Origin of the sequence: Streptomyces sp. NPDC096013 (assembly GCF_044763565.1) — a bacterium.
In the GTDB taxonomy this organism is placed as follows: Bacteria; Actinomycetota; Actinomycetes; order Streptomycetales; family Streptomycetaceae; genus Streptomyces.
Genome location: NZ_JBIWGK010000002.1, coordinates 166,665 through 185,414 on the forward strand (window position 1 = coordinate 166,665; position 18,750 = coordinate 185,414).

Sequence of the window (18,750 nt, forward strand, 5' to 3'; positions counted from 1 at the left end):
GGGGTTGCCTGCGTCTCTCCCGCAGGGGGTGCGAACCTCATAGGGTTCGCAGAGGGACATCCACGCGGCACACGCGTGGGACGACGGGGCGGGAGGCCTACGAGGCGTGGCGAACGTGGAGCACAGCGGGCGACCGGCGGGAGCCGCAGGAGCGTTCGGGGCGACGGCCGCCGGGACGGCCAGGGCACGGCTGCGCGTGGCGCGCCTGGGCCTGTGGCTGGTCGCCACGGTCCTCGCCGTACGGCAGGTGGCCGTCGTCCTCAGCACCCCGCAAGGGGAACGGCTGACCGACCTGGAGACCTGGGTCGGGCCGAACGGCGTGCTGCATGTGAAGGGCTCGCTGTACGACTCGACGCAGTTCACCGGCACCCCCTTCGCCGGGCTCGTCCTCAAACCGCTCACCAGGGCAGCCGAGCAGGCCCTCGGCTGGGGCTGGACCTTCGGCACGCTGCTGCTGGTCGTCGCGCTCGGCCTGGTCGTCTCGCGCGCCCTGCCGCCGCCCGTCACCCGCCGTGCCTCGCTGCTCGCCGCGCCCGTCGCGATCAGCCTGCTCATGCTGTCGCTGCCGGTGCGCAACACGCTGTGGCTCGGCCAGACCAGCGTCATCCCGGTCCTGCTCGTGCTGCTCGGCTGCTTCACCGTGCGCGGTGAGCGGGCCAGCGGGGTGCTGATCGGGCTCGCCGCCGGGCTCCAGCCCACGGTGTTGCTGTTCGCGCCGCTGCTGTGGTTCACCGGCCGCCGCCGGGCCGCCGTCACCTCCGCGGGCACGTTCGCCGCGAGCGTGGCGGTCGCGTGGGCCGCGATGCCGCACGACTCGTACACGTATTGGGTGCACCACATGGCGGGCGCCGGCCTCGGTGGCGCGGCCGACGGCCTCGGCAACCAGTCGCTGCACGGCGCGCTGCTGCGGCTCGGACTCACCGGCCCGCTGGAGATCGGCGTGTTCCTCGCGCTGGGCGCGGCCGTCACCTACCTGGGCCTGCGCCGGGCCGTGCGGTACGCGCGCGACGGGCAGCTGCTGCTCGCGGTCGCGATCACGGGCTGCGCGGCGATCGCCGTGTCGCCGACGACCTGGCAGCACCAGCTGCTGTGGGTGCTGCTCGCGGTGGTCGGCCGGGTCGGCAAGCGGGCCTCGGACCGGTTCGTGTGGCCGGTCGCGGTGATCCTCGTGGTCACCCTGCCCGCGAAAATGATGCTGCCGAACATGCCGGCGATGTACCCGATCCGGGACAACGTCGTCCTGCTCGCGGCCCTCGCCGCCGCGACGGCGGTCCCGTTCCTGTCCCGCACGTCGGAGTACTACCGCCGGCCGATCCCCACGGAGTACGCCGAGCCGGTCCCGGCGCGCTGGAAGCACGTCCCGCTGCTGCCGTTCCTGCGCCGCGTCCTGACCCGCCCGAACCTCCTCCTCGAACTCCTCCTGATCCGCGTCACGTACGCGGCCTACCAGCAGGTCCGCCTCGCGGCGACCGGCGGCACCAACTCGGGCGGCCGGGCCACGGCGGAACACCACGGCCACCAGATCCTCTCCATCGAACGCTTCCTGCACATCGACATCGAGCACGCGGTCAACCACTGGGTCGTGAAGGTCGACTTCCTCAAGGACTTCTTCAACTTCTACTACGAGTCCTTCCACTTCGTGGTCCCGCTGACGGTGATGGCGGTCCTCTACTGGCGCCGCCCGGTCGACTACCGCTGGGCCCGCTCCTCCCTCGGCTTCGCCACGCTCCTGGCCCTGATCGGCTTCTGGCTCTACCCGTTGGCCCCGCCGCGCCTGCTCCCCGGCCTCGGCATCATCGACACGGTCCACGGCGTCCAGGACTTCTCCAAGCCGGACTACGGCACCCTCACCGCCCTCACCAACCAGTACGCGGCGATGCCGTCCCTGCACTTCGGCTGGTCCCTGTGGTGCGGCGTCGTCATCTTCGCCCTGGCCCCCAAGTGGTGGATGAAGGCGCTCGGCCTCCTGCACCCGTTCTTCACCGTCACCGCGATCGTCGCGACGGGCAACCACTGGGTCCTGGACGCGGTGGGCGGCGCGGCGGTGGTGACGGCGGGCTTCGGGCTGTCGTACGTCTTCCAGGGACCGCGGGCCAGATCACTGACTCAACCGGCCCAGAAGAAGCCGGAGTTGGAAAAGGCATCAGCGGTGCCCGGATGAGTGCCCCGGCACCTGAAGCGGGGCATCAACTCGAAGAACTGTGGATGAGATGGGAGTCGTGGCTCATCCACAATGCGCCTGAGGATCATCAGGCGCTTCTTCCGGGTGCCACCAGCGCGGAGATGTCTCACCTGGAAGGCGAGGTCGGGTTCTCGCTGGCCGGCGATCTCAGGTTGTTGCTCTCGAAGCACAACGGTGTTGCCCCGCGTCGGTCGAGTACGCAGGCCGGCGCCTTCCTCCTCGGTTACAGCCCGCTCACCACGGACGGGATTCTGGAGTGGCAGCAGAACCTGGCCGCGATGTCGCGGGAAGCCGCGGAAGAGGGCTACGAGGAAGAGGTGGTCGGGTCCATCGCGCATGAGCGGTGGGTGCCCTTCGCGCAAGGCCTCACCGGCGATCTGCTGTTCATCGACCACCGGAGCGACCGCCACGGAGAGATAGGGGAAATCTCCTTTGGCTCCCCTGAGTACCGCTGGCTGTGGCCGAATGCGCGTGTGATGCTTCACGACCTGTGCGACTCGGTCGAGGACATGTCTCCCCTGCCCAGGCTGGGGCGCCGTCCCGCTGTCCATGAAGGACGCATGCTGGAGTGGCCCGCTGCCTAGGCGGCTGGGCGAATGGCGACACGCGGTCCGAACTCCTCAGCTGACCACCGCAGTTCGCGAACACTCGAACCACACGGCCTTTCCGCCGCCGGCCGTCCGGGTGACCCCCCACTTGTCCGTCACCGCGTCCAGCAGTACCAGCCCGCGCCCGTTCTCCGACTCCGCGTCGAACTCCGGGTGCAGGTCCGGGAGTTGGCAGGAGCTGTCGCTCACCTCGACGCGTACGCCGGTCGGTTGGCGCAGCAGGAACAGTCCGCAGCGCCGGTCCGGAACGTGCCGTACGACATTGGCGATCAGCTCCGTGACAGCGAGCTCGACGGCGTCGGCCAGCTCCGGCATGCCCCACTCCAGCAGGAACGAGCGGACGATACGGCGGATGTGCCGGGCCGAGTGTTCGCCCACGGTGATGTGCATGACGTACTGCTGGCGGTGGGGAAAGGCCAGCACGGCGGGGGGAATCGGTTCGTTCACATAACGAGGCTGATGCTTCGCGGCTACCCTCGGCAACGGTATGAATACAACCCGTTCGCGGGTGGACAAACGTCGGCTGAACAGGGGGCTTAGCGTGCACATCACCACCCTCGACCCGGGGGCTTCGGCGCTGGACTACTACGGCTACGAACTCCGCCGTTACCGAGAGGCGGCCGGTCTCACCCAGCGCCAACTAGGCGTCATCATCAACTACACCGGATCCTTGATCGGCCAGATCGAGACGGCGAAGAAGTTCCCGACGCTGGAATTCAGCAGGGCGGTCGACGCGGCCCTCAATACCGGTGGGTTGCTGACCCGGTTGCTCGATCTCGTGCTGCGCAGTCAACTGCCCGCGTGGTTCCAGCAAGTTGCTGAACTACAGGCGCGGGCCGTCGATATCTGTTCCTTCGAGGCTCAGATGATCCCCGGTCTCCTCCAGACTCAGGAATACGCCTGCGCTGTGCTCGGCACGCTGGACCAGAGCAACCTGGACGACAGGACCGCCGTTCGCATGGCTCGGCAGCGCATCTTCGAGAAGGAGAACCCGCCGGTCTTCTGGGCGATCCTGAGTGAGGCCGCGCTGTATCTGGAAATCGGCGGCCGGAAGACGATGAGCGATCAACTGGCCCGCCTGTTGACCTATGAGGACAATCCTCGGATCAACATTCAGATCCTGCCGCACTCGGCCGGAGCCCACGCGGGTTTGCAAGGCTCGTTCGACCTCTATCGCTTCCCGAGCGACCCGCCCATCGTCTACACCGAGAGCTACGGCAGCGGGCATCCGACCGCCAACCCGGACACCGTCAAGGACTGTTCGCTCCGTTACGATCATCTCCAGGCTGCCGCCCTCTCCATTCGGGACTCGGCGGCGCTGATCCGGCGCGTGATGGAGGAACGTTATGGGGAACAACGCGATGCCGACGGTGACTCAGTGGCGGAAGTCGAGCTACAGCGGTGACCAGGGAGGCAACTGTGTCGAGTGTGCGCCCCTCGGCCCGCTCGCCTGGCGGAAGTCCTCGTACAGCAGCGACCAGGGCGGCAACTGCATAGAGGTCGCCGAACTCCCCTGCCCCACCACCCCCACCCTCGCCATCCGCGACTCCAAGACCCCGGCGGGACCGATCCTCACCCTCGGCCCCGCCGCGTTCACGACCTTCGTCAACTGGTCCGCTACGACGGCTGGTTGACCTCGAAGTAGTAGTCGTGGTCGAGGTCCTCCAGGAGACCGATCCGGCTCGGTGTCCAGCCGAACCGCTCCCGGGTCAGGACGCTCGTGCCGACCAGGTCGGAGGAGTAGAAGTGGCCCAGCCAGCCGAAGTGGGCCCCGGCCTCCTCGACCGGCACGCTCTTCACCGGTAGGTCCAGCCGCCTGCCGATGACCTCGGCGATCTCCCGTACGGGTACGCCCTCGTCGTCCACCGCGTGCAGCACCGTGCCCGCGGGGGCGTTCTCCAGGGCCAGCCGGAACAGCACCGCCGCGTCCTCGCGGTGCACGGCGGCCCAGCCGTTCGTGCCGTCGCCGGGGTACGCGGAGACGCCCTTGGCGCGGGCGATGTCGATCACGCCGGGGACGAAGGCGTGATCGCCCTCCCCGTGCACCTGCGGCAGCCGTATCACCGACGAACGGACGCCCCGCGCCGCCGCCGTCAGGGTGGTCACCTCGGCCGGGAGGCGGAGCAGGTCGGGGCGGTCGGCGGGGTCGGGGACGTCGTCCTCGGTCCGGCCGTGGCTCATGACCGAGCTGATGACGAGGGGACGGTCCGAGCCCGCGAGGGTCTCGGTGAGGGCCTTCACCACGCTCAGGTCGATCGCGACGCAGGCGGCGTATTTCGAGAAGTCGTGGATGAAACCGGTGTGGATCACACCGTCGGACGCCGCCGCGCCCGCGCGGAGGGCGTCGAGGTCCTCCAGCGAACCCCGGTGCACCTCCGCCCCGGTCGCCGCGAGCCGATCGGCCGACGCGTCGGAACGGGCCAGGCCCAGCACGTCGTGGCCGTTGGCGAGTAGTTCGCGGACGACCGCGCTGCCGACGAATCCGGTCGCTCCGGTGACGAAGACACGCATGACGAAATCACCCCAGGTGGGTCAGGAAGTGGTGTGCCTCCAGCGTGCGCCCACCGCACCCCGCCCGTCCAAGACGGACTCCGGAAGACGTGATTCATTTCCGGTATCGACGCAGCTCGCACCGTCGTACAGTCGAAGGATGACCGACCTGGACCTGCGCCTGGTGCGCTGCTTCACCGTCGTCGCCGAGGAACTGCACTTCGGCCGGGCGGCGGCCGTGCTCCACCTCGCGCAGCCTTCGCTGAGCCGTCATGTGCGGCGGCTTGAGGGGGAGTTGGGGGTGCGGCTCTTCGACAGGACCGCGCAGGGCACGCAACTCACCGAAGCGGGGCGGGCGTTCCTGCCCCGGGCCCATGAACTGCTGCGGTCGGCGGAGGAGGCGACCGCCGTGGCGCGGGCGGCCGGGCGGCCCAGCCGGGTCGTCATCGGGTTCATGAACGGACTCATCATCACCCCGGCGGTGCGTGCCCTGCGCGCCCGTCATCCGGAGGCCGACGTGCACAGCCGCTTCCTCGGCTGGGGCGAGCTGCCGTCCGCCCTGCTGGAGCACCGGGTCGACGTGGTCGTGGGCCGACTCCCCTTCGACACCGAGGGGTTGAGCGTCAGCGTCCTCTGCGAGGAGCCCCGGATGCTGCTGATGCCGGTCGGCCACCGGCTGGCCGGCAAGGAGTGCGTCAGCATCGACGACATCGCCGACGAGCCCGTACCCCGTTTCCCGGACGAGGAGTTCAACGCGTTCTGGCGCGTGGACCCTCGCCCGGACGGCCGCCCCGCGCCGGCCGGCCCGTTCGTCCGGGAGCTGGAGGACAAGCTCGAGGCCATCGCGGCGGGCGAGGCGGTCGCGATGGTTCCGGCGGGTGCCGTCAGAAAGGGCCTGCGGCTCGATCTGACGACGGTCCCGATCGAGGGCGTGCCCCCGGTCCCGGTGGTGCTGGCCGTCCGCGCGGGCGAGGAGGGGCGACCGCTCCTCGCGGCCTTCCGCGTCTGCGCCGAGGAGCACCTGCACCCCGACAACTGGGTTGCTACAGACGCTGGATGATCGTGCCCGTCGCCAGCGCCCCGCCCGCGCACATCGTGATCAGCGCGAACTCCTTGTCGGCGCGCTCCAGTTCGTGCAGCGCGGTGGTGATGAGGCGGGCGCCGGTTGCGCCCACCGGATGGCCGAGGGCGATCGCACCGCCGTTCACGTTGACCTTCTCCAGGTCCTGGCCGAAGACCTGCGCCCAGCTCAACACCACCGACGCGAACGCCTCGTTGATCTCGACGATGTCGATGTCCTTGAGTGTCATGCCCGCCTTGCCGAGCACGGCCCGTGTCGCGTCGATCGGCCCGTCGAGGTGGTAGTGCGGATCGGCCCCGACCAGCGCCTGGGCCACGATCCTCGCCCTCGGCCTGAGCTTCAGCGCCCGCGCCATCCGCTTCGACGCCCACATGATCGCCGAGGCGCCGTCGCTGATCTGCGAGGAGTTGCCCGCCGTGTGCACGGCGGTCGGCATCACCGGCTTCAGCTGGGCCAGCGCGTCCATGGACGTGTCGCGCAGGCCCTCGTCCCGGTCGACGAGCCGCCACATGCCGTGGCCCGCGCGCTGCTCGTCCTCCGTCGTCGGCACCTGGACGGCGAACGTCTCCTTCTTGAACCGCTCCTCGGACCAGGCGATCGCCGCCCGCTCCTGCGAGATCAGACCGAGCGAGTCGACGTTCTCGCGGGTCAACTTCCGGTTGCGGGCGATACGTTCGGCGGCCTCGAACTGGTTGGGCAGGTCCACGTTCCACTCGTCCGGGAACGGCTTTCCCGGCCCGTGCTTCGACCCCGAGCCGAGCGGCACCCGCGACATCGCCTCGACGCCGCAGCTGATCCCGACGTCGATGACACCGGCGGCGATCATGTTGGCCGTCATGTGCGAGGCCTGCTGCGAGGAGCCGCACTGACAGTCGACGGTCGTCGCCGCCGTCTCGTACGGCAGGCCCATCGTCAGCCAGGCCGTGCGCGCGGGGTTCATGGACTGCTCGCCGGCGTGGGTCACCGTGCCGCCGACGATCTGCTCGACGCAGTCGGCGTGGATGCCGGTGCGGCCCAGCAGTTCACGGTAGGTCTCGCCCAGGAGATAGGCGGGATGGAGGTTGGCGAGCGCTCCGCCGCGCTTGCCGATGGGGGTGCGTACGGCTTCCACGATGACGGGTTCCGCGACCATGGGACACGTCCTCTCCTCGTACACCGCGCGGCGCGGGCGTCCCGGCCACCCGCCACGCAGAACTAGTACGCGTTCTAGTTCTGTGTGCAGTCTGCTGACAGGCCGTCCACAACCGCAAGGGGCGTGCAGGGAATTCGGGTCGCCGTACCCCTTGCGAGTTCTAGAACCCGTTATTACCTTCACGACACATTCCTGATGGGCCGTCAGAATCAGGCTGGAGTACCCATGCCCTGTCCAGCTCTCCCCGAGGGGTTCGACCTCACCGACCCGGACCTGCTCCACCACCGCGTCCCGCTCCCGGAGTTCGCCCAGCTGCGCGCGGCCGAGCCGGTGCGCTGGATCCAACAGCCCCTGAACATCGCGGGGTTCCAGGACGAGGGCTACTGGGCCGTGACCCGGCACGCCGACGTCCGGTACGTCTCCACGCACCCGGAGCTGTTCTCCTCAACCCTCAACACGGCGATCATCCGCTTCGGCGAGCACATGACGCGCGAGTCGATCGACGTCCAGCGGCTCATCCTGCTCAACATGGACCCGCCCGAGCACACCCGGGTCCGCCAGATCGTCCAGCGCGGCTTCACCCCGCGGGCGATCCGCGCCCTGGAGGACCGCCTCCGCGCCCGCGCCCACGCGATCGTCGCGGGCGCTCGCGCCCACCCCGGCCCCTTCGACTTCGTCACCGAGGTCGCCTGCGAACTGCCCCTCCAGGCCATCGCCGAACTCATCGGCATCCCGCAGGACGACCGCGTCAAGATCTTCGAGTGGTCCAACAAGATGATCGCGTACGACGATCCCGAGTACGCCATCACCGAGCAGGTCGGCGCCGAGTCCGCCGCCGAACTCATCGCCTACGCCATGGGGATGGCCGCCGAACGCAAGCAGTGTCCGGCCCACGACATCGTCAGCACCCTGGTCGCCGCCGAGGACGAGGGCAACCTGAACTCCGACGAGTTCGGCTTCTTCGTGCTGATGCTCTCGGTGGCCGGGAACGAGACCACCCGCAACGCCATCACCCACGGCATGCACGCGTTCCTCACCCACCCCGACCAGTGGGAGCTGTACAAGCGGGAACGCCCCTCGACCGCCGCCGAGGAGATCGTCCGCTGGGCGACCCCGGTCAACGCCTTCCAGCGCACGGCGACCCAGGACACCGAGCTGGGCGGCAAGCTGATCAAGAAGGGCGACCGGGTCGGCATCTTCTACGCCTCGGCCAACCACGACCCCGAGGTCTTCGAGAACCCGGACCGGTTCGACGTCATGCGCGACCCGAACCCGCACCTCGGCTTCGGCGGCGGAGGCCCGCACTACTGCCTCGGCAAGTCCCTCGCGGTCCTGGAGATCGACCTGATCTTCAACGCGATCGCGGACGCGATGCCGAACCTGACCCTGACCGGCGACCCGCGCCGGCTGCGCTCCGCGTGGATCAACGGGGTCAAGGAGCTTCAGGTGACCGCCGGTTGACCGTGCGCACAGCTCGGGCCGGCGGCATCCCGGCGCCGCCGGCCCGTCTCAAGCACCCGCGCGCAGCCGCGCGTACGGCTACTTCCGTACGGCGAACTTCATCAGTTCCCGCTCGTCGCCCTGCTTGATGTTCCCGGTCTCGTTGATGACCTGGAGCTTCCAGCTCGCGCCCTCACGGATCGCCTTGGCGACCGCGCAGCCGTTGTGGTCGCTGAGCAGGTTGGGCCAGATCTCGGCGACCTGCTGGGTGCTGCCGCCCGTCGCGTCGTAGACCTTGAAGGCGATGTTGCGGGCCTTCCGGAAGGAGCTGCCCTTCTTGTAGGCGGCGGCGACGAAGACGATCGACGAGATGTTGCCGGGTATCCGCGCGAGGTCGACGGTCACGGTCTCGTCGTCGCCCTCGCCCTTGCCGGTCTGGTTGTCCCCGCTGTGCACCAGCGAGCCGTTGCCCAGCGGGTCCACGGAATCGAGGCCCGCGAGCCGCACCGGGTCCTGGCCCTGCATCGCGATGGCGATCAGGTCGAGGTCCGTACCGGCCTTCTGGCGCAGCTTCCCGATGATGCCGCCGCTGCTGCCGACGGTGGGGTCCCAGGACGCCCCGATCTCCAGATGGGTCACTCCGTCCAGATCCGCCGGACCGTCTTCCTTCGTGAGCGTGATCATGCGTGATCGATCCTTTTGATCGTGGGACTCAGACGCACGAATTCTGCCTTCTTCACCGGGCTTTGGGCTACTCCCGTCCGGATGCGGTCAAAGCGAACACCCCGGCGGCCAGAGCCGCGATCAGGAGCGGGTAGCGCAGGCCGTGGTGGACCGTGAGCCAGGCGCCGAGCACCGCGCCCGCGATCATGCCCACGACGGCCAGACCGCGGCGGAGCGAACCGGGGCCCCAGCCGTCGCCCGCGACCGAGTCGGCGACCAGTGCGGTCAGGGTCGACGTCAGGACCGTGGTGGTCGAGATGTCGGCGACCTTGAGCGTGCGGACCGCCGCGTTGCGCAGCCCCATCGCGAAGGCGGTGAGGGCGATGAGGGGGTAGGTGATGGCGTGGTCGCCCGGTGCGGCGAAGGCGATGACGGCCGCCACCCCCACCAGCACCGCCTCCGCGCCGAGACTCACCCGGGCCCAGGTGCGCCGCGACCCGGTGGCCATCCGGACCGAGATCCGGCCACCGGCCGCCACGCCAACGAGGAAGGCGCCGAGAGAGGTGAGGTTGTGGAGCACCGAGAACCCGGGCGCCCCGGCGGCGGCGAAGCCCAGCACCACCACATTGCCGGTCATGTTCGCGACGAAGACATGGCCGAGGCCCAGATAGCTGACGGCGTCGATGAGCCCGCTGACCACGGTCAGCCCCAGCAGCACGGCCACCAGCCGCACTCCGCGCGCTTCACGGTCGTGGGACGGGGAGGGTGTGTTCTCGGCCATGAACGCAATGTAGCGGCGGGGGCCCCCGGGGCCCCGGGGGGCCCCCCCCGGGGGGGGGGGGGGGGGGGGGGGGCCCCACCCCCCGGGAGCAACCCACCAAGACACCCGCCGCCGCGGCGGGGGGGGGGGGGGGGGCGGGGCGGGGGGGGGGGGGGGGGGGGGGGGGGGGGGGGGGGGGGGGGGGGGGGGGCGCCGCCCCCCCCCGGGGGGGGGGGGGCCCCCGGGGCCCCCCGCCCCCCCGCCGCTCTGTGGTGCGTGTGGGGCCGGTGATCAGTACCAGCCGTTGGACTGCCAGAAGCTCCAGGCGGCCGTCGGGCTGCCGTAGCGGGAGTTCATGTAGTCCAGGCCCCACTTGATCTGCGTGGCGGCGTTGGTCTTCCAGTCGGAGCCGGCCGAGGACATCTTCGAGCCCGGGAGGGCCTGGACCAGGCCGTAGGCGCCGGAGGAGGAGTTCGTGGCGGTGACGTTCCAGCCGCTCTCGTGCTCGACGATCTTGCTGAACGCGTTGTACTGCGCGGCGCTCGGGATCATCTTGTGCGCGATCGCCTGCGCGGAGGAGGACGACGTCGTCGCGGCCTGAGCGGGGGCCGAGGTCAGCACCATGCCGGTGGTGGCGGCGGCGAGAGCGGCGGCGGTCAGGGCCTTCTTCGGGGAGGCGATGCGAGCGACGATGCGGGAGACGGACACGGAGAACCTGTTTCTTCGGGGACAGAGGTGTCGTACGCCTGCCGGTGTCACGCGGTGCGCGGCGGGGGCAATGCGTCGGCGCCGAGGCCCGTGAGGGCTCGTCGGCGCCGTGCGACTGCTCCAGAGAAACACTCTCGATCCGTGTCCGCAAAGACCCCTTTTACTAGTTGTGGTCGCATGTGGGTGAATAGTCAACTGTGTGACGTGGCTCTCAAACACCAGGTCAGAGGGTGTTTGAGGCGCGTACATGACATGCCTAAACACTACTAATCCCAGTAGTTCGTGACATGGGTCATGTGGGCCGCTTCACCCCCTCCGTCACGGTCGGCGCACACCCTCTCACCCAGGGGGTCCGTCGAACGTGACCGGCGTCTCGAACGCGGCCCTGCGCGTGGCCCGCCGCAGTGCTCCGAGGAGTGCGGGCCCGAGCGTGAGCGTGAGGACGACGGTGACGACGGCCCGCCCCAGATCCCAGCCCAGCGAGGTCGCCAGGCAGTAGGCCACGAACCGCGCCAGATTCGCGGGAACGGCGGCCTGCGGTTCGAACGCCACGGACGAGGCCAGCGCCCCCATGAACGGCCACCCGGCCAGATTCATCGCGGTCCCGTACCCGAAGGCGGCGAGGAATCCGTAGCAGGCCAGCAGCACGACCTCGCCACGGCCGCGCAGCCGCTCCCTGCCCGGCAGCAGCCCCGCACCCATCGTGAACCAGCCCATCGCCAGCATCTGGAACGGCAGCCACGGGCCGACCCCGCCGGTGAGCAGCGCCGACGCGAACATCGTGACGTTGCCCAGCACGAACCCGAAGCCCGGTCCGAGGACGCGCCCGCTCAGCACCATCAGGAAGAACATCGGCTCGATACCGGCCGTACCGGCACCGATGGGCCGCAGCGCGGCACCGGTCGCGGCGAGCACACCGAGCATGGCGACGGCCTTCGGCCCGAGCCCGGACTCCGCGATCGCCGCGGCCGACACCGCGACGAGGAGCACCAGCAGCCCCGCGAACAGCCAGGGGGCGTCCTGGGAGTGGGCGGCGACCTGCGAGGTGGGCGGAGCGAGGAAGGGCCAGGTGAAGGCGGCGAAGCCGGTGACCGTGACGAGGACGAGGGCGGCGGTGGAACGGGGAGTGAGGGGGATGGGGCGGTGACGCCCGCGGCGGGGCGGATGCGTGGTCATGCCAGGGCCGCCCTGACCTCGGCGACCGTGAGCCACCGCTGCGGGGCCAGGATCTTCGTCGTCTGCGGGGCGAACGACGGGGACGCCACGACCACCTCCGCCGTCGGCCCGTCGGCGATCACCTCTCCGTCGGCCAACAGCACGACCCGGTGGGCGAGTTCGGCGGCCAGCTCGACGTCATGCGTGGCCAGGACGATCGCGTGCCCCTCGGCGGCGAGCGCCCGCACCACCGTGACCAGACGGGACTTGGCCGCGTAGTCCAGACCCCGGGTCGGCTCGTCCAGCAGCAGGAGCGGCGGGCGGGCCGTCAGCACGATCGCGAGGGCCAGCGCGAGACGCTGCCCCTCCGACAGATCACGGGGGTGGACGTCGTCGGCCACCCCGGGGAGCAGCTCTGAGACCAGCGCACGGCACGTCCCCGCCTCGGCGCCCGCGTCCGCGTCGGCGGCCGTGCACTCCGCGGCGACCGTGTCCGCGTAGAGCAGGTCACGCGGTTCCTGCGGGACCAGGCCCACGCGCCGGACGAGGTCGCGGGGTGCCGTGCGATGCGGGGTGAGACCGCCCACCCGGACCGTCCCCGAGGTCGGAGTGACCAGCCCGACAAGGGAGTTGAGGAGCGTGGACTTTCCGGCGCCGTTGCGGCCCATGAGAGCGACCGTCTCGCCGGGCGCGAGGGTGAGGTCGAGGTGACGCAGGGCGTCGACCTGGCCGCGGCGGACGGCGAGGCCCTGGACTTCCGCCGTGGGGGCGGGAGTTGAGACGGTCGTCCTGCGTGGGCGCCAACGGGGGCCGCTCGGGCGGCTGTCGGGGACCGGCCCGGAGACAGGGGCGCGGGTCCCGCGCACCGGTTCGCGGTCCGTGAGGCGCTCCCGCAGCCCGCCCGCCCGGCGCCGCGCGTCCCGCACGGTGAGGGGGAGCGGGGTCCACCCGGCGAGCCGGCCCAGGTCGACCACCGGCGGGAACACGGGGGATACGGCCATGATCTCCGCCGGGGTGCCCAGGACCGGTGCCGCGCCCGGGGCCGGGAGGAGGGCGACCTGGTCGGCGTACTGGATGACGCGTTCCAGGCGGTGTTCGGCGAGGAGGACGGTCGTGCCGAGGTCGTGGACGAGGCGCTGGAGGACCGCGAGGACTTCCTCCGCTGCCGCCGGATCGAGGGCCGAGGTGGGTTCGTCGAGGACCAGGACCCTGGGGTGCGGGGTGAGGACCGAGCCGATCGCCACGCGCTGTTGCTGGCCGCCGGAGAGGGTGGCGATCGGGCGGTCACGGAGACCGGCGAGGCCCAGCAGGTCCAGGGTCTCCTCCACCCGGCGGCGCATCACCTCGGGGGCGAGGCCCAACGACTCCATGCCGTAGGCGAGTTCGTCCTCGACCGTGTCCGTCACGAAGTGCGACAGCGGGTCCTGGCCCACCGTGCCCACGACATCGGCGAGTTCGCGCGGCGCGTGGGTACGGGTGTCACGGCCGGCCACCGTGACCCGGCCGCGCAGGGTGCCGCCGGTGAAGTGCGGGACCAGTCCGCTCACCGCGCCCAGCACCGTCGACTTGCCGACGCCCGACGGGCCGACGAGCAGCACGAGTTCGCCTTCCGGCACCTCGAAGTCGACGTGCTGGACGGCGGGTTCAGGAGCGCCGTCGTAGGTCACGGAGACGTCCTCGAAGCGGATCACGACGGTTCCTTGGCAGGCTTGGAGGCGGGGAGGAGCGCGGGGGCCAGGCCGAGCAGGACGGCGGCGGCCGGCCAGAGGGGGAGGGTGGGCGCGGTCAGGGGGATCACGCCGGGGGTGAGCGCCGCGGGGTCGCGGGTCGCGGCGAGGGTCAGCAGCGCGGCGACCGCCACGCCGGACGCCGTGACCAGCCAGGCCCGTAGGTCCCAGGGGTCGGGGCGGTACCGGGTGCGAAGCGTGCGGCGGCCACCCAGGCGCAGGCCCGCGAGGGCGGCGACGACACCGGCGAGCAGCAACGGCAGTCCGTATGCGGCGCCTTCGGCCGTGAGCAGGCCGTACGTTCCGGCGCAGACGCCCAGGAGGCCGCCGAGGGTCAGCGCGGTGGTCGTCCGCCTCACGGAGGCGGGGACCTGGGCCGTACGGCCGTAGCCTCGCGCGTCCATGGCCGCGGCCAGGGCGACCGAGCGTTCCAACGCGCCCTCCAGGACCGGGAGTCCGACCTGGAGGAGGCCGCGCAGACCCCGGTCCGGGCGGCCCCGCAGACGGCGGGCGGCGCGCAGGCGCTGGGCGTCGGCGATGAGGTTCGGGGCGAAGGTGAGGGCCACGACCACCGCCACGCCGGTCTCGTACAGGGCGCCGGGGAGGGACTTGAGGAGGCGGGCCGGGTTCGCCAGGGCGTTCGCCGCTCCGACGCAGATCAGGAGGGTGGCCAGTCTCAGGCCGTCGTAGAACGCGAAGAGCAGTGCCTCGGTGGTCACCTCGCCGCCGAGGCGGATGCCCTGGGCCCAGTGGGGGAGGGGGAGTTCGGGGAGGGTGAGGAGGGTGTGGGTGCCGGGGATGGGGGAGCCGAGGATCGTCGCGAAGAGGAGGCGGATGAGGAGGACGGCCAGGGCGAGTCTGGCGAAGGCGGTGTAGGAGCGGGACCAGGGGGCGGTGGTGCGGTGGGTTGCCACCACGTAGGCCGTGACGGTGATCAGGAGGGCCAGGAGAAGGGGGTTGGTGGTGCGGGTGGCGGCTGTCGCCAGGCCCAGGGACCAGAGCCACCAGGCCCCTGGGTGCAGGGTGTTGTGATGGGCCGAGTGTGGGCCGCCGCGCCGTCGTGGCTGGTCGCGCCCGCGCGGCGGAGCCGCACATGTCACAGCCCCGCGCCCCTTCAGAAGGGGGTTGCTCGGGCCGGGGTTTTCAGTCATGGGGGTGCCGTCGGGCTCGCCATACTGCTGCCGCGGCCAGTAGGACGACGGCCGTTGCTCCCGCCAGCAGGCCGACTGACGGGCCGTGGTGGGGGGTTGGGGTCTTCTTCCGGTCGGTCACCTGGTCGGCGCAGCCCTGTTTCGGGTAGCCGGAGATGGCGCAGAGCAGGGCGGCCGTGTTGTAGCGCAGGGGCTTGGCGACCGTGGCCAGCGCCTCTGCCGTGGTCGCGTCGGGGGCGACCGTCGCGCAGGCCGTGCGGGGGGCGGGGGCGTCGGAGTCCGTACCGAAGTCGATGACCAGGGCCACGCGCTTCTTGCCTTGGGCGGCCGGGGAGTTGGCGCAGATCTTCGCGAAGTCCGCTGACCGGAGGCGGGGTTGCGCCGCGTTCGCCGAGTCCTCGCTCACCGCGAAGCGGAAGCCCTGGACGGTGCCGTCGTCCGGGCGGGTGGTGGCGGGGCCCTGGGTGGCGTAGGTCCAGTGGGTGCCGGTGCGGTCCCAGAAGGACCAGTAGCGGTAGCCGGCCGCCTGGGCGTGACCCGCGGCGCCCAGGACGAGGAGCAGGGCCGGCAGGAGCAGGAGGAGGCGGCGGGTCACTGTCGCCGGCCGTGCTTGCGGCTGCGGGCGATCAGGACGGCGCCGACGATCGCGGCCAGGAGGAGGATGCCGCCGACCGTCCAGGCGACGTTCGAGGAACCGCCGTTGTCGTCGGAGGCCGCCTTCTCGGTCGGGCCCGCGGTCTGCGGCTCGCCGATTCCCTTGGGGGCCGGGCCCGTCGCGTTGAGGAGGGTGACGAGGTTCTGGCCGCCGAAGTCGTGGACGTCGGCGCCCTTCGCCGTGGTCGCCACGAAGACGAGCTGGGCGTAGGCGGCCGGACCGCTTTGCGCGGCCCAGGACTTGGAGTGGGTCTCCAGCCAGTGCAGCGGCTTGGCGGCCTCGTCGTGCCGGCCGAGGGACGACAGGGCGACGATCGCGTCGGCCGTGTTGCCGTAGTCGGGCTGGGGCTTGGCGCCGGGGAGGGCGGTGGTGAGGTGGCCGGTCTTCGCCATGGCGTGAGCGAGCCACGCGGCGCCGTTGTCCGCCACCCGGAGGGGGTCGGTGCCGTGCTTCTCGCAGGACGCGGGCGGGTCGGCGTCGTCCTGCGGGCTGCCGGTCAGCGACTCGTCGTGGAGGCCCAGCACGGCCGCTGCCGTCGCGTCCGCGTTGGCCGCGAGCCTGCCCCTTTTGTCGGGCTGGTAGGCGAAGGCACCCTCGTCCGCGCCGCCGTCGCAGGGCAGCGCGAGCTTCGCCAGGGCGTCGTACGGGGACTTGCCGTCCTTCCGGAGGTTCGGCACGGTCACGCCCGCGTCCGCGAGGGCGCCGATGACGACGGAGGTGGAGTTCGCGTCGCTGGCACCGCCCGGGGAGTAGCCCCAGCCGCCGTCGGGGTTCTGGACCGACTTCAGCCAGGTGACGGCCTTGGTGACGGCGGAGTCCCCGCGGCTGTCGTTCGTGAGGGCCTGGACGGCGGCGGCCGTGCTGTTCGTGTCGACCATGACCTTCGCGTCGCAGGCCTTGGCGGGGTCGGCGCGGAACGCCGCGAAGGCGCCGTCGGCGCACTGCTGGCCCAGCAGCCAGGTCACCGCCTGCTCGGCGGGCTCCACGCCCACCGCGTTCTGCGCGAGCAGCGCGAGGGACTGGCGCCAGACGCCGTCGTAGGTGGGGTCGGCGGTGCCGTAGAGCCCGGCGGGTATCGCCGTGGACGGCGAGGGCGACGGACCGGCGGCGACGGCCGGGGTCGCCGCCATCACGGTGACGACGGTGGCCAGGACCGCGGCGCTGCGGCGGACGTTCATGATCGGCGGATGCCTTCCCTGCGGGGAGCACGGCAGCGCGGGAACCCCCGGGCGGCTCGGCTCCGTATTCCTCGACGGTGCGTGTGAACCGGTCACGTGCCGTGCGGGGCGGTCCGGCTCACCGGGCCCTCACGGGACCGGATCACGGCTGCGGGTCAGCGCCGGAATTGCACCGGCTTCCCCCCGTACGGGTGTGATGGCGACCCGGCCACTGTACGGGGAACCTGGGCCCCGGCTGTGAGCAGGGGTTGCCCGGTCCGCCGTCCCCGGTAGGTTCTGGCCATGCCAGCCACGGGGAAAGCGCCGGGGAGACTGATCGGCTCCGGCCGCACCGCCGACGTCTACGCACTCGACGAGGTCTGGGTGCTGCGCCGCAACCGCGAGGACTGGGGCGACGCGGCGGCCGAGGGCGCGGTGATGGAACACGTGCGGGCCCACGGCTATCCCGTGCCCCGCGTCCGGCCGGGCGACTCGCGCACCGACCTCGTCATGGAACGCCTCACCGGCCCCACCATGCTGGAGGCGTTCGCCGCCGGCGCGATCGACGCCCGGGAGGCGGGGACCGTACTCGCTTCGCTGCTACGGCGGTTGCACGCCGTCCCGGGTCGGCTCCCCGGCACCCGGGTGCTCCATCTCGACCTGCACCCGGAGAATGTCCTGCTCACCCCGGACGGACCCCGCGTCATCGACTGGGCCACCGCGGAGGACGGTGAACCGGCGCTCGACTGGGCGCTCTCCGCGATCATCCTCGCCCAGGTCGCCGTGGACGATCTGCCCGTCGCCGCACCGGCCCGCGCGATGCTCCGCTCACTGCTCGCCGAACCGTCCGGCCTCACACGGGAGGCGCTGGCCGAGGCCCGGCGGAGACGGGCGGCGAATCCGACCATGACCCTGGGCGAGGTGCAACTGATCGATTCCGCCGAGGAGTTGGTGCGGTCAGTGGCGGGTCTCGGGTAGGGGAGCGGTGGCGGTTTCCGGCGGTGGCTGGATGGCCGAGGCCAGGAGGGTCAGCTTGTCTGCCGCGTCCGTGCCGGGGTCCGGGTGGTAGATGACGAGGGTCTGGCCGGGGGCGCCGTCGATGCTCAGGCGCTCGCGGTTGAGCCGGAGGCCGCCGACCTGGGGGTGGTCGAGGTACCTGGACGAGGCCTCGCAGGACTGGACGTCGTGGCGGGCCCAGAGACGGCTGAACAGGGGGCTGGCGAGGGAGAGTTCACCGACCAGCTCGATGAACCGCGGGTCGTCGGTGTCGGTGCCGACGGCCTCGCGGAACGCGGCGACCATGCCTCCGCTGGAGTCCTCCCACCGCGGGTGGAGCGCCTGCTCGGCGGGGTCGAGGAAGAGGGACCGCAGACGGTTGGCGCCCGGCGTGAAGCGGGGTGACAGGGCGGTCGCGAGGGGGTTCGCGGCCAGGACGTCGAAGTAGCGGCCCTCGACCATCGCCGGGAGCGGGAGCGTCGTGAGCAGTGTGGTGATGGTCGGCGGCACCGTCTCCTTCCGGCGGTGCGGACGGGCGCGGTGGCGGCGCGGGCTGTCGGCGCCGAGGCGCAGCAGATGGGCCGTCGCGGTGTCGTCGAGCCGGAGCACCCGGGCGATGGCTTCGAGGACCTGCACGGAGGGGTTGCGGTCGCGGCCCTGCTCCAGGCGCAGGTAGTAGTCGGCGCTGATCCCGGCCAGCAGCGCGACCTCCTCGCGGCGCAGGCCCGGCACCCGCCGGACCCCGAAGACCTGGATACCGGCCTGTTCGGGCGTGACGAGTTCGCGGCGGGCGCGCACGTACTCGCCCAGCAGATTCGGTTCGTCGGCCATCCGTCCACTGTAAA

19 protein-coding genes and 1 riboswitch are annotated in these 18,750 nt (G+C 71.3%); of the genes, 7 read left to right on the plus strand and 12 right to left on the minus strand.

The features are described from left to right. Positions 1-106: 106 nt before the first annotated feature. On the plus strand, positions 107-2,161 hold the full coding sequence (locus ACIRB1_RS08260; protein WP_403464997.1) for a phosphatase PAP2 family protein: 2,055 nt from the start codon (positions 107-109) through the stop codon (positions 2,159-2,161). Between the two features lie 44 nt (positions 2,162-2,205). Continuing rightward, complete coding sequence (locus ACIRB1_RS08265) at positions 2,206-2,766, plus strand: SMI1/KNR4 family protein (protein WP_403464998.1); 561 nt, start codon at positions 2,206-2,208, stop codon at positions 2,764-2,766. Between the two features lie 36 nt (positions 2,767-2,802). Here the strand turns inward: ACIRB1_RS08265 and ACIRB1_RS08270 are convergent, their stop codons facing one another. After that, the gene (locus ACIRB1_RS08270; RefSeq protein WP_403464999.1) at positions 2,803-3,237 is read right to left on the minus strand and encodes an ATP-binding protein; all 435 of its coding nucleotides are present in this window, start codon (positions 3,235-3,237) and stop codon (positions 2,803-2,805) included. Between the two features lie 40 nt (positions 3,238-3,277). Here ACIRB1_RS08270 and ACIRB1_RS08275 point away from each other — a divergent pair, with 40 nt between their 5' ends. Continuing rightward, positions 3,278-4,195, plus strand: a complete 918-nt coding sequence (locus tag ACIRB1_RS08275) for a helix-turn-helix transcriptional regulator (protein ID WP_403465000.1) — start codon at positions 3,278-3,280, stop codon at positions 4,193-4,195. After that, positions 4,152-4,424 (plus strand): DUF397 domain-containing protein, encoded by a 273-nt coding sequence (locus ACIRB1_RS08280; protein WP_352183426.1) that lies wholly within the window; start codon positions 4,152-4,154, stop codon positions 4,422-4,424. The genes ACIRB1_RS08275 and ACIRB1_RS08280 overlap by 44 nt, the downstream gene beginning before the upstream one ends. Here the strand turns inward: ACIRB1_RS08280 and ACIRB1_RS08285 are convergent. Next, positions 4,408-5,301, minus strand: a complete 894-nt coding sequence (locus tag ACIRB1_RS08285) for an SDR family oxidoreductase (RefSeq protein ID WP_403465001.1) — start codon at positions 5,299-5,301, stop codon at positions 4,408-4,410. The two genes, ACIRB1_RS08280 and ACIRB1_RS08285, sit on opposite strands and share 17 nt — an antisense overlap. A 139-nt stretch (positions 5,302-5,440) precedes the next feature. Here ACIRB1_RS08285 and ACIRB1_RS08290 point away from each other — a divergent pair, with 139 nt between their 5' ends. After that, a complete protein-coding gene (locus ACIRB1_RS08290; protein WP_403465002.1) occupies positions 5,441-6,340 on the plus strand; it encodes a LysR family transcriptional regulator in 900 nt (299 codons plus the stop codon). Here ACIRB1_RS08290 and ACIRB1_RS08295 read toward each other — a convergent pair. Beyond that, complete coding sequence (locus ACIRB1_RS08295) at positions 6,324-7,493, minus strand: steroid 3-ketoacyl-CoA thiolase (protein WP_403465004.1); 1,170 nt, start codon at positions 7,491-7,493, stop codon at positions 6,324-6,326. The two genes, ACIRB1_RS08290 and ACIRB1_RS08295, sit on opposite strands and share 17 nt — an antisense overlap. A 225-nt stretch (positions 7,494-7,718) precedes the next feature. On the opposite strand from ACIRB1_RS08295, the gene ACIRB1_RS08300 reads away from it, so the two are divergent. Further along, complete coding sequence (locus ACIRB1_RS08300; RefSeq protein WP_403465005.1) at positions 7,719-8,954, plus strand: cytochrome P450; 1,236 nt, start codon at positions 7,719-7,721, stop codon at positions 8,952-8,954. A 78-nt stretch (positions 8,955-9,032) separates the two neighbouring features. On the opposite strand, the gene ACIRB1_RS08305 is transcribed toward ACIRB1_RS08300, so the two are convergent. The 8 genes from ACIRB1_RS08305 to ACIRB1_RS08340 all read right to left on the minus strand — a co-directional run bounded on the left by ACIRB1_RS08305 (position 9,033) and on the right by ACIRB1_RS08340 (position 16,930). Then, positions 9,033-9,617: a TerD family protein gene (locus ACIRB1_RS08305; RefSeq protein ID WP_352183431.1), complete on the minus strand. Its 585-nt coding sequence runs from the start codon at positions 9,615-9,617 to the stop codon at positions 9,033-9,035. A 67-nt stretch (positions 9,618-9,684) separates the two neighbouring features. Then, positions 9,685-10,377, minus strand: coding sequence for a YoaK family protein (locus tag ACIRB1_RS08310; protein WP_403465006.1), 693 nt, complete (start codon positions 10,375-10,377; stop codon positions 9,685-9,687). Between the two features lie 270 nt (positions 10,378-10,647). Further along, on the minus strand, positions 10,648-11,064 hold the full coding sequence (locus tag ACIRB1_RS08315; protein WP_329555118.1) for a transglycosylase SLT domain-containing protein: 417 nt from the start codon (positions 11,062-11,064) through the stop codon (positions 10,648-10,650). 339 nt (positions 11,065-11,403) lie between these two features. Further along, entirely contained in the window at positions 11,404-12,240 is an 837-nt protein-coding gene (locus ACIRB1_RS08320; RefSeq protein ID WP_403465007.1) for an ECF transporter S component, read from the minus strand. Next, positions 12,237-13,910 carry an ABC transporter ATP-binding protein gene (locus tag ACIRB1_RS08325; RefSeq protein ID WP_403465008.1) on the minus strand — a complete coding sequence of 558 codons (1,674 nt, stop codon included), beginning with the start codon at positions 13,908-13,910 and terminating at the stop codon, positions 12,237-12,239. The genes ACIRB1_RS08320 and ACIRB1_RS08325 overlap by 4 nt, the downstream gene beginning before the upstream one ends. After that, positions 13,907-15,097 (minus strand): energy-coupling factor transporter transmembrane component T, encoded by a 1,191-nt coding sequence (locus ACIRB1_RS08330; RefSeq protein WP_403465009.1) that lies wholly within the window; start codon positions 15,095-15,097, stop codon positions 13,907-13,909. The genes ACIRB1_RS08325 and ACIRB1_RS08330 overlap by 4 nt, the downstream gene beginning before the upstream one ends. Next, positions 15,090-15,692 (minus strand): SCO2322 family protein, encoded by a 603-nt coding sequence (locus ACIRB1_RS08335; protein WP_403465010.1) that lies wholly within the window; start codon positions 15,690-15,692, stop codon positions 15,090-15,092. Before ACIRB1_RS08335 ends, ACIRB1_RS08330 begins: the two co-directional genes overlap by 8 nt. Next, positions 15,689-16,930 carry a prenyltransferase/squalene oxidase repeat-containing protein gene (locus ACIRB1_RS08340; RefSeq protein WP_403465011.1) on the minus strand — a complete coding sequence of 414 codons (1,242 nt, stop codon included), beginning with the start codon at positions 16,928-16,930 and terminating at the stop codon, positions 15,689-15,691. Before ACIRB1_RS08340 ends, ACIRB1_RS08335 begins: the two co-directional genes overlap by 4 nt. Before the next feature lie 110 nt (positions 16,931-17,040). Continuing rightward, a riboswitch (cobalamin riboswitch) is annotated at positions 17,041-17,112 on the minus strand. Between the two features lie 100 nt (positions 17,113-17,212). On the opposite strand from ACIRB1_RS08340, the gene ACIRB1_RS08345 reads away from it, so the two are divergent. Next, positions 17,213-17,887 (plus strand): phosphotransferase, encoded by a 675-nt coding sequence (locus tag ACIRB1_RS08345; protein ID WP_403465012.1) that lies wholly within the window; start codon positions 17,213-17,215, stop codon positions 17,885-17,887. Here the strand turns inward: ACIRB1_RS08345 and ACIRB1_RS08350 are convergent. After that, entirely contained in the window at positions 17,867-18,736 is an 870-nt protein-coding gene (locus ACIRB1_RS08350; protein WP_403465013.1) for a helix-turn-helix domain-containing protein, read from the minus strand. The genes ACIRB1_RS08345 and ACIRB1_RS08350 overlap by 21 nt on opposite strands. Positions 18,737-18,750 lie beyond the last annotated feature (14 nt).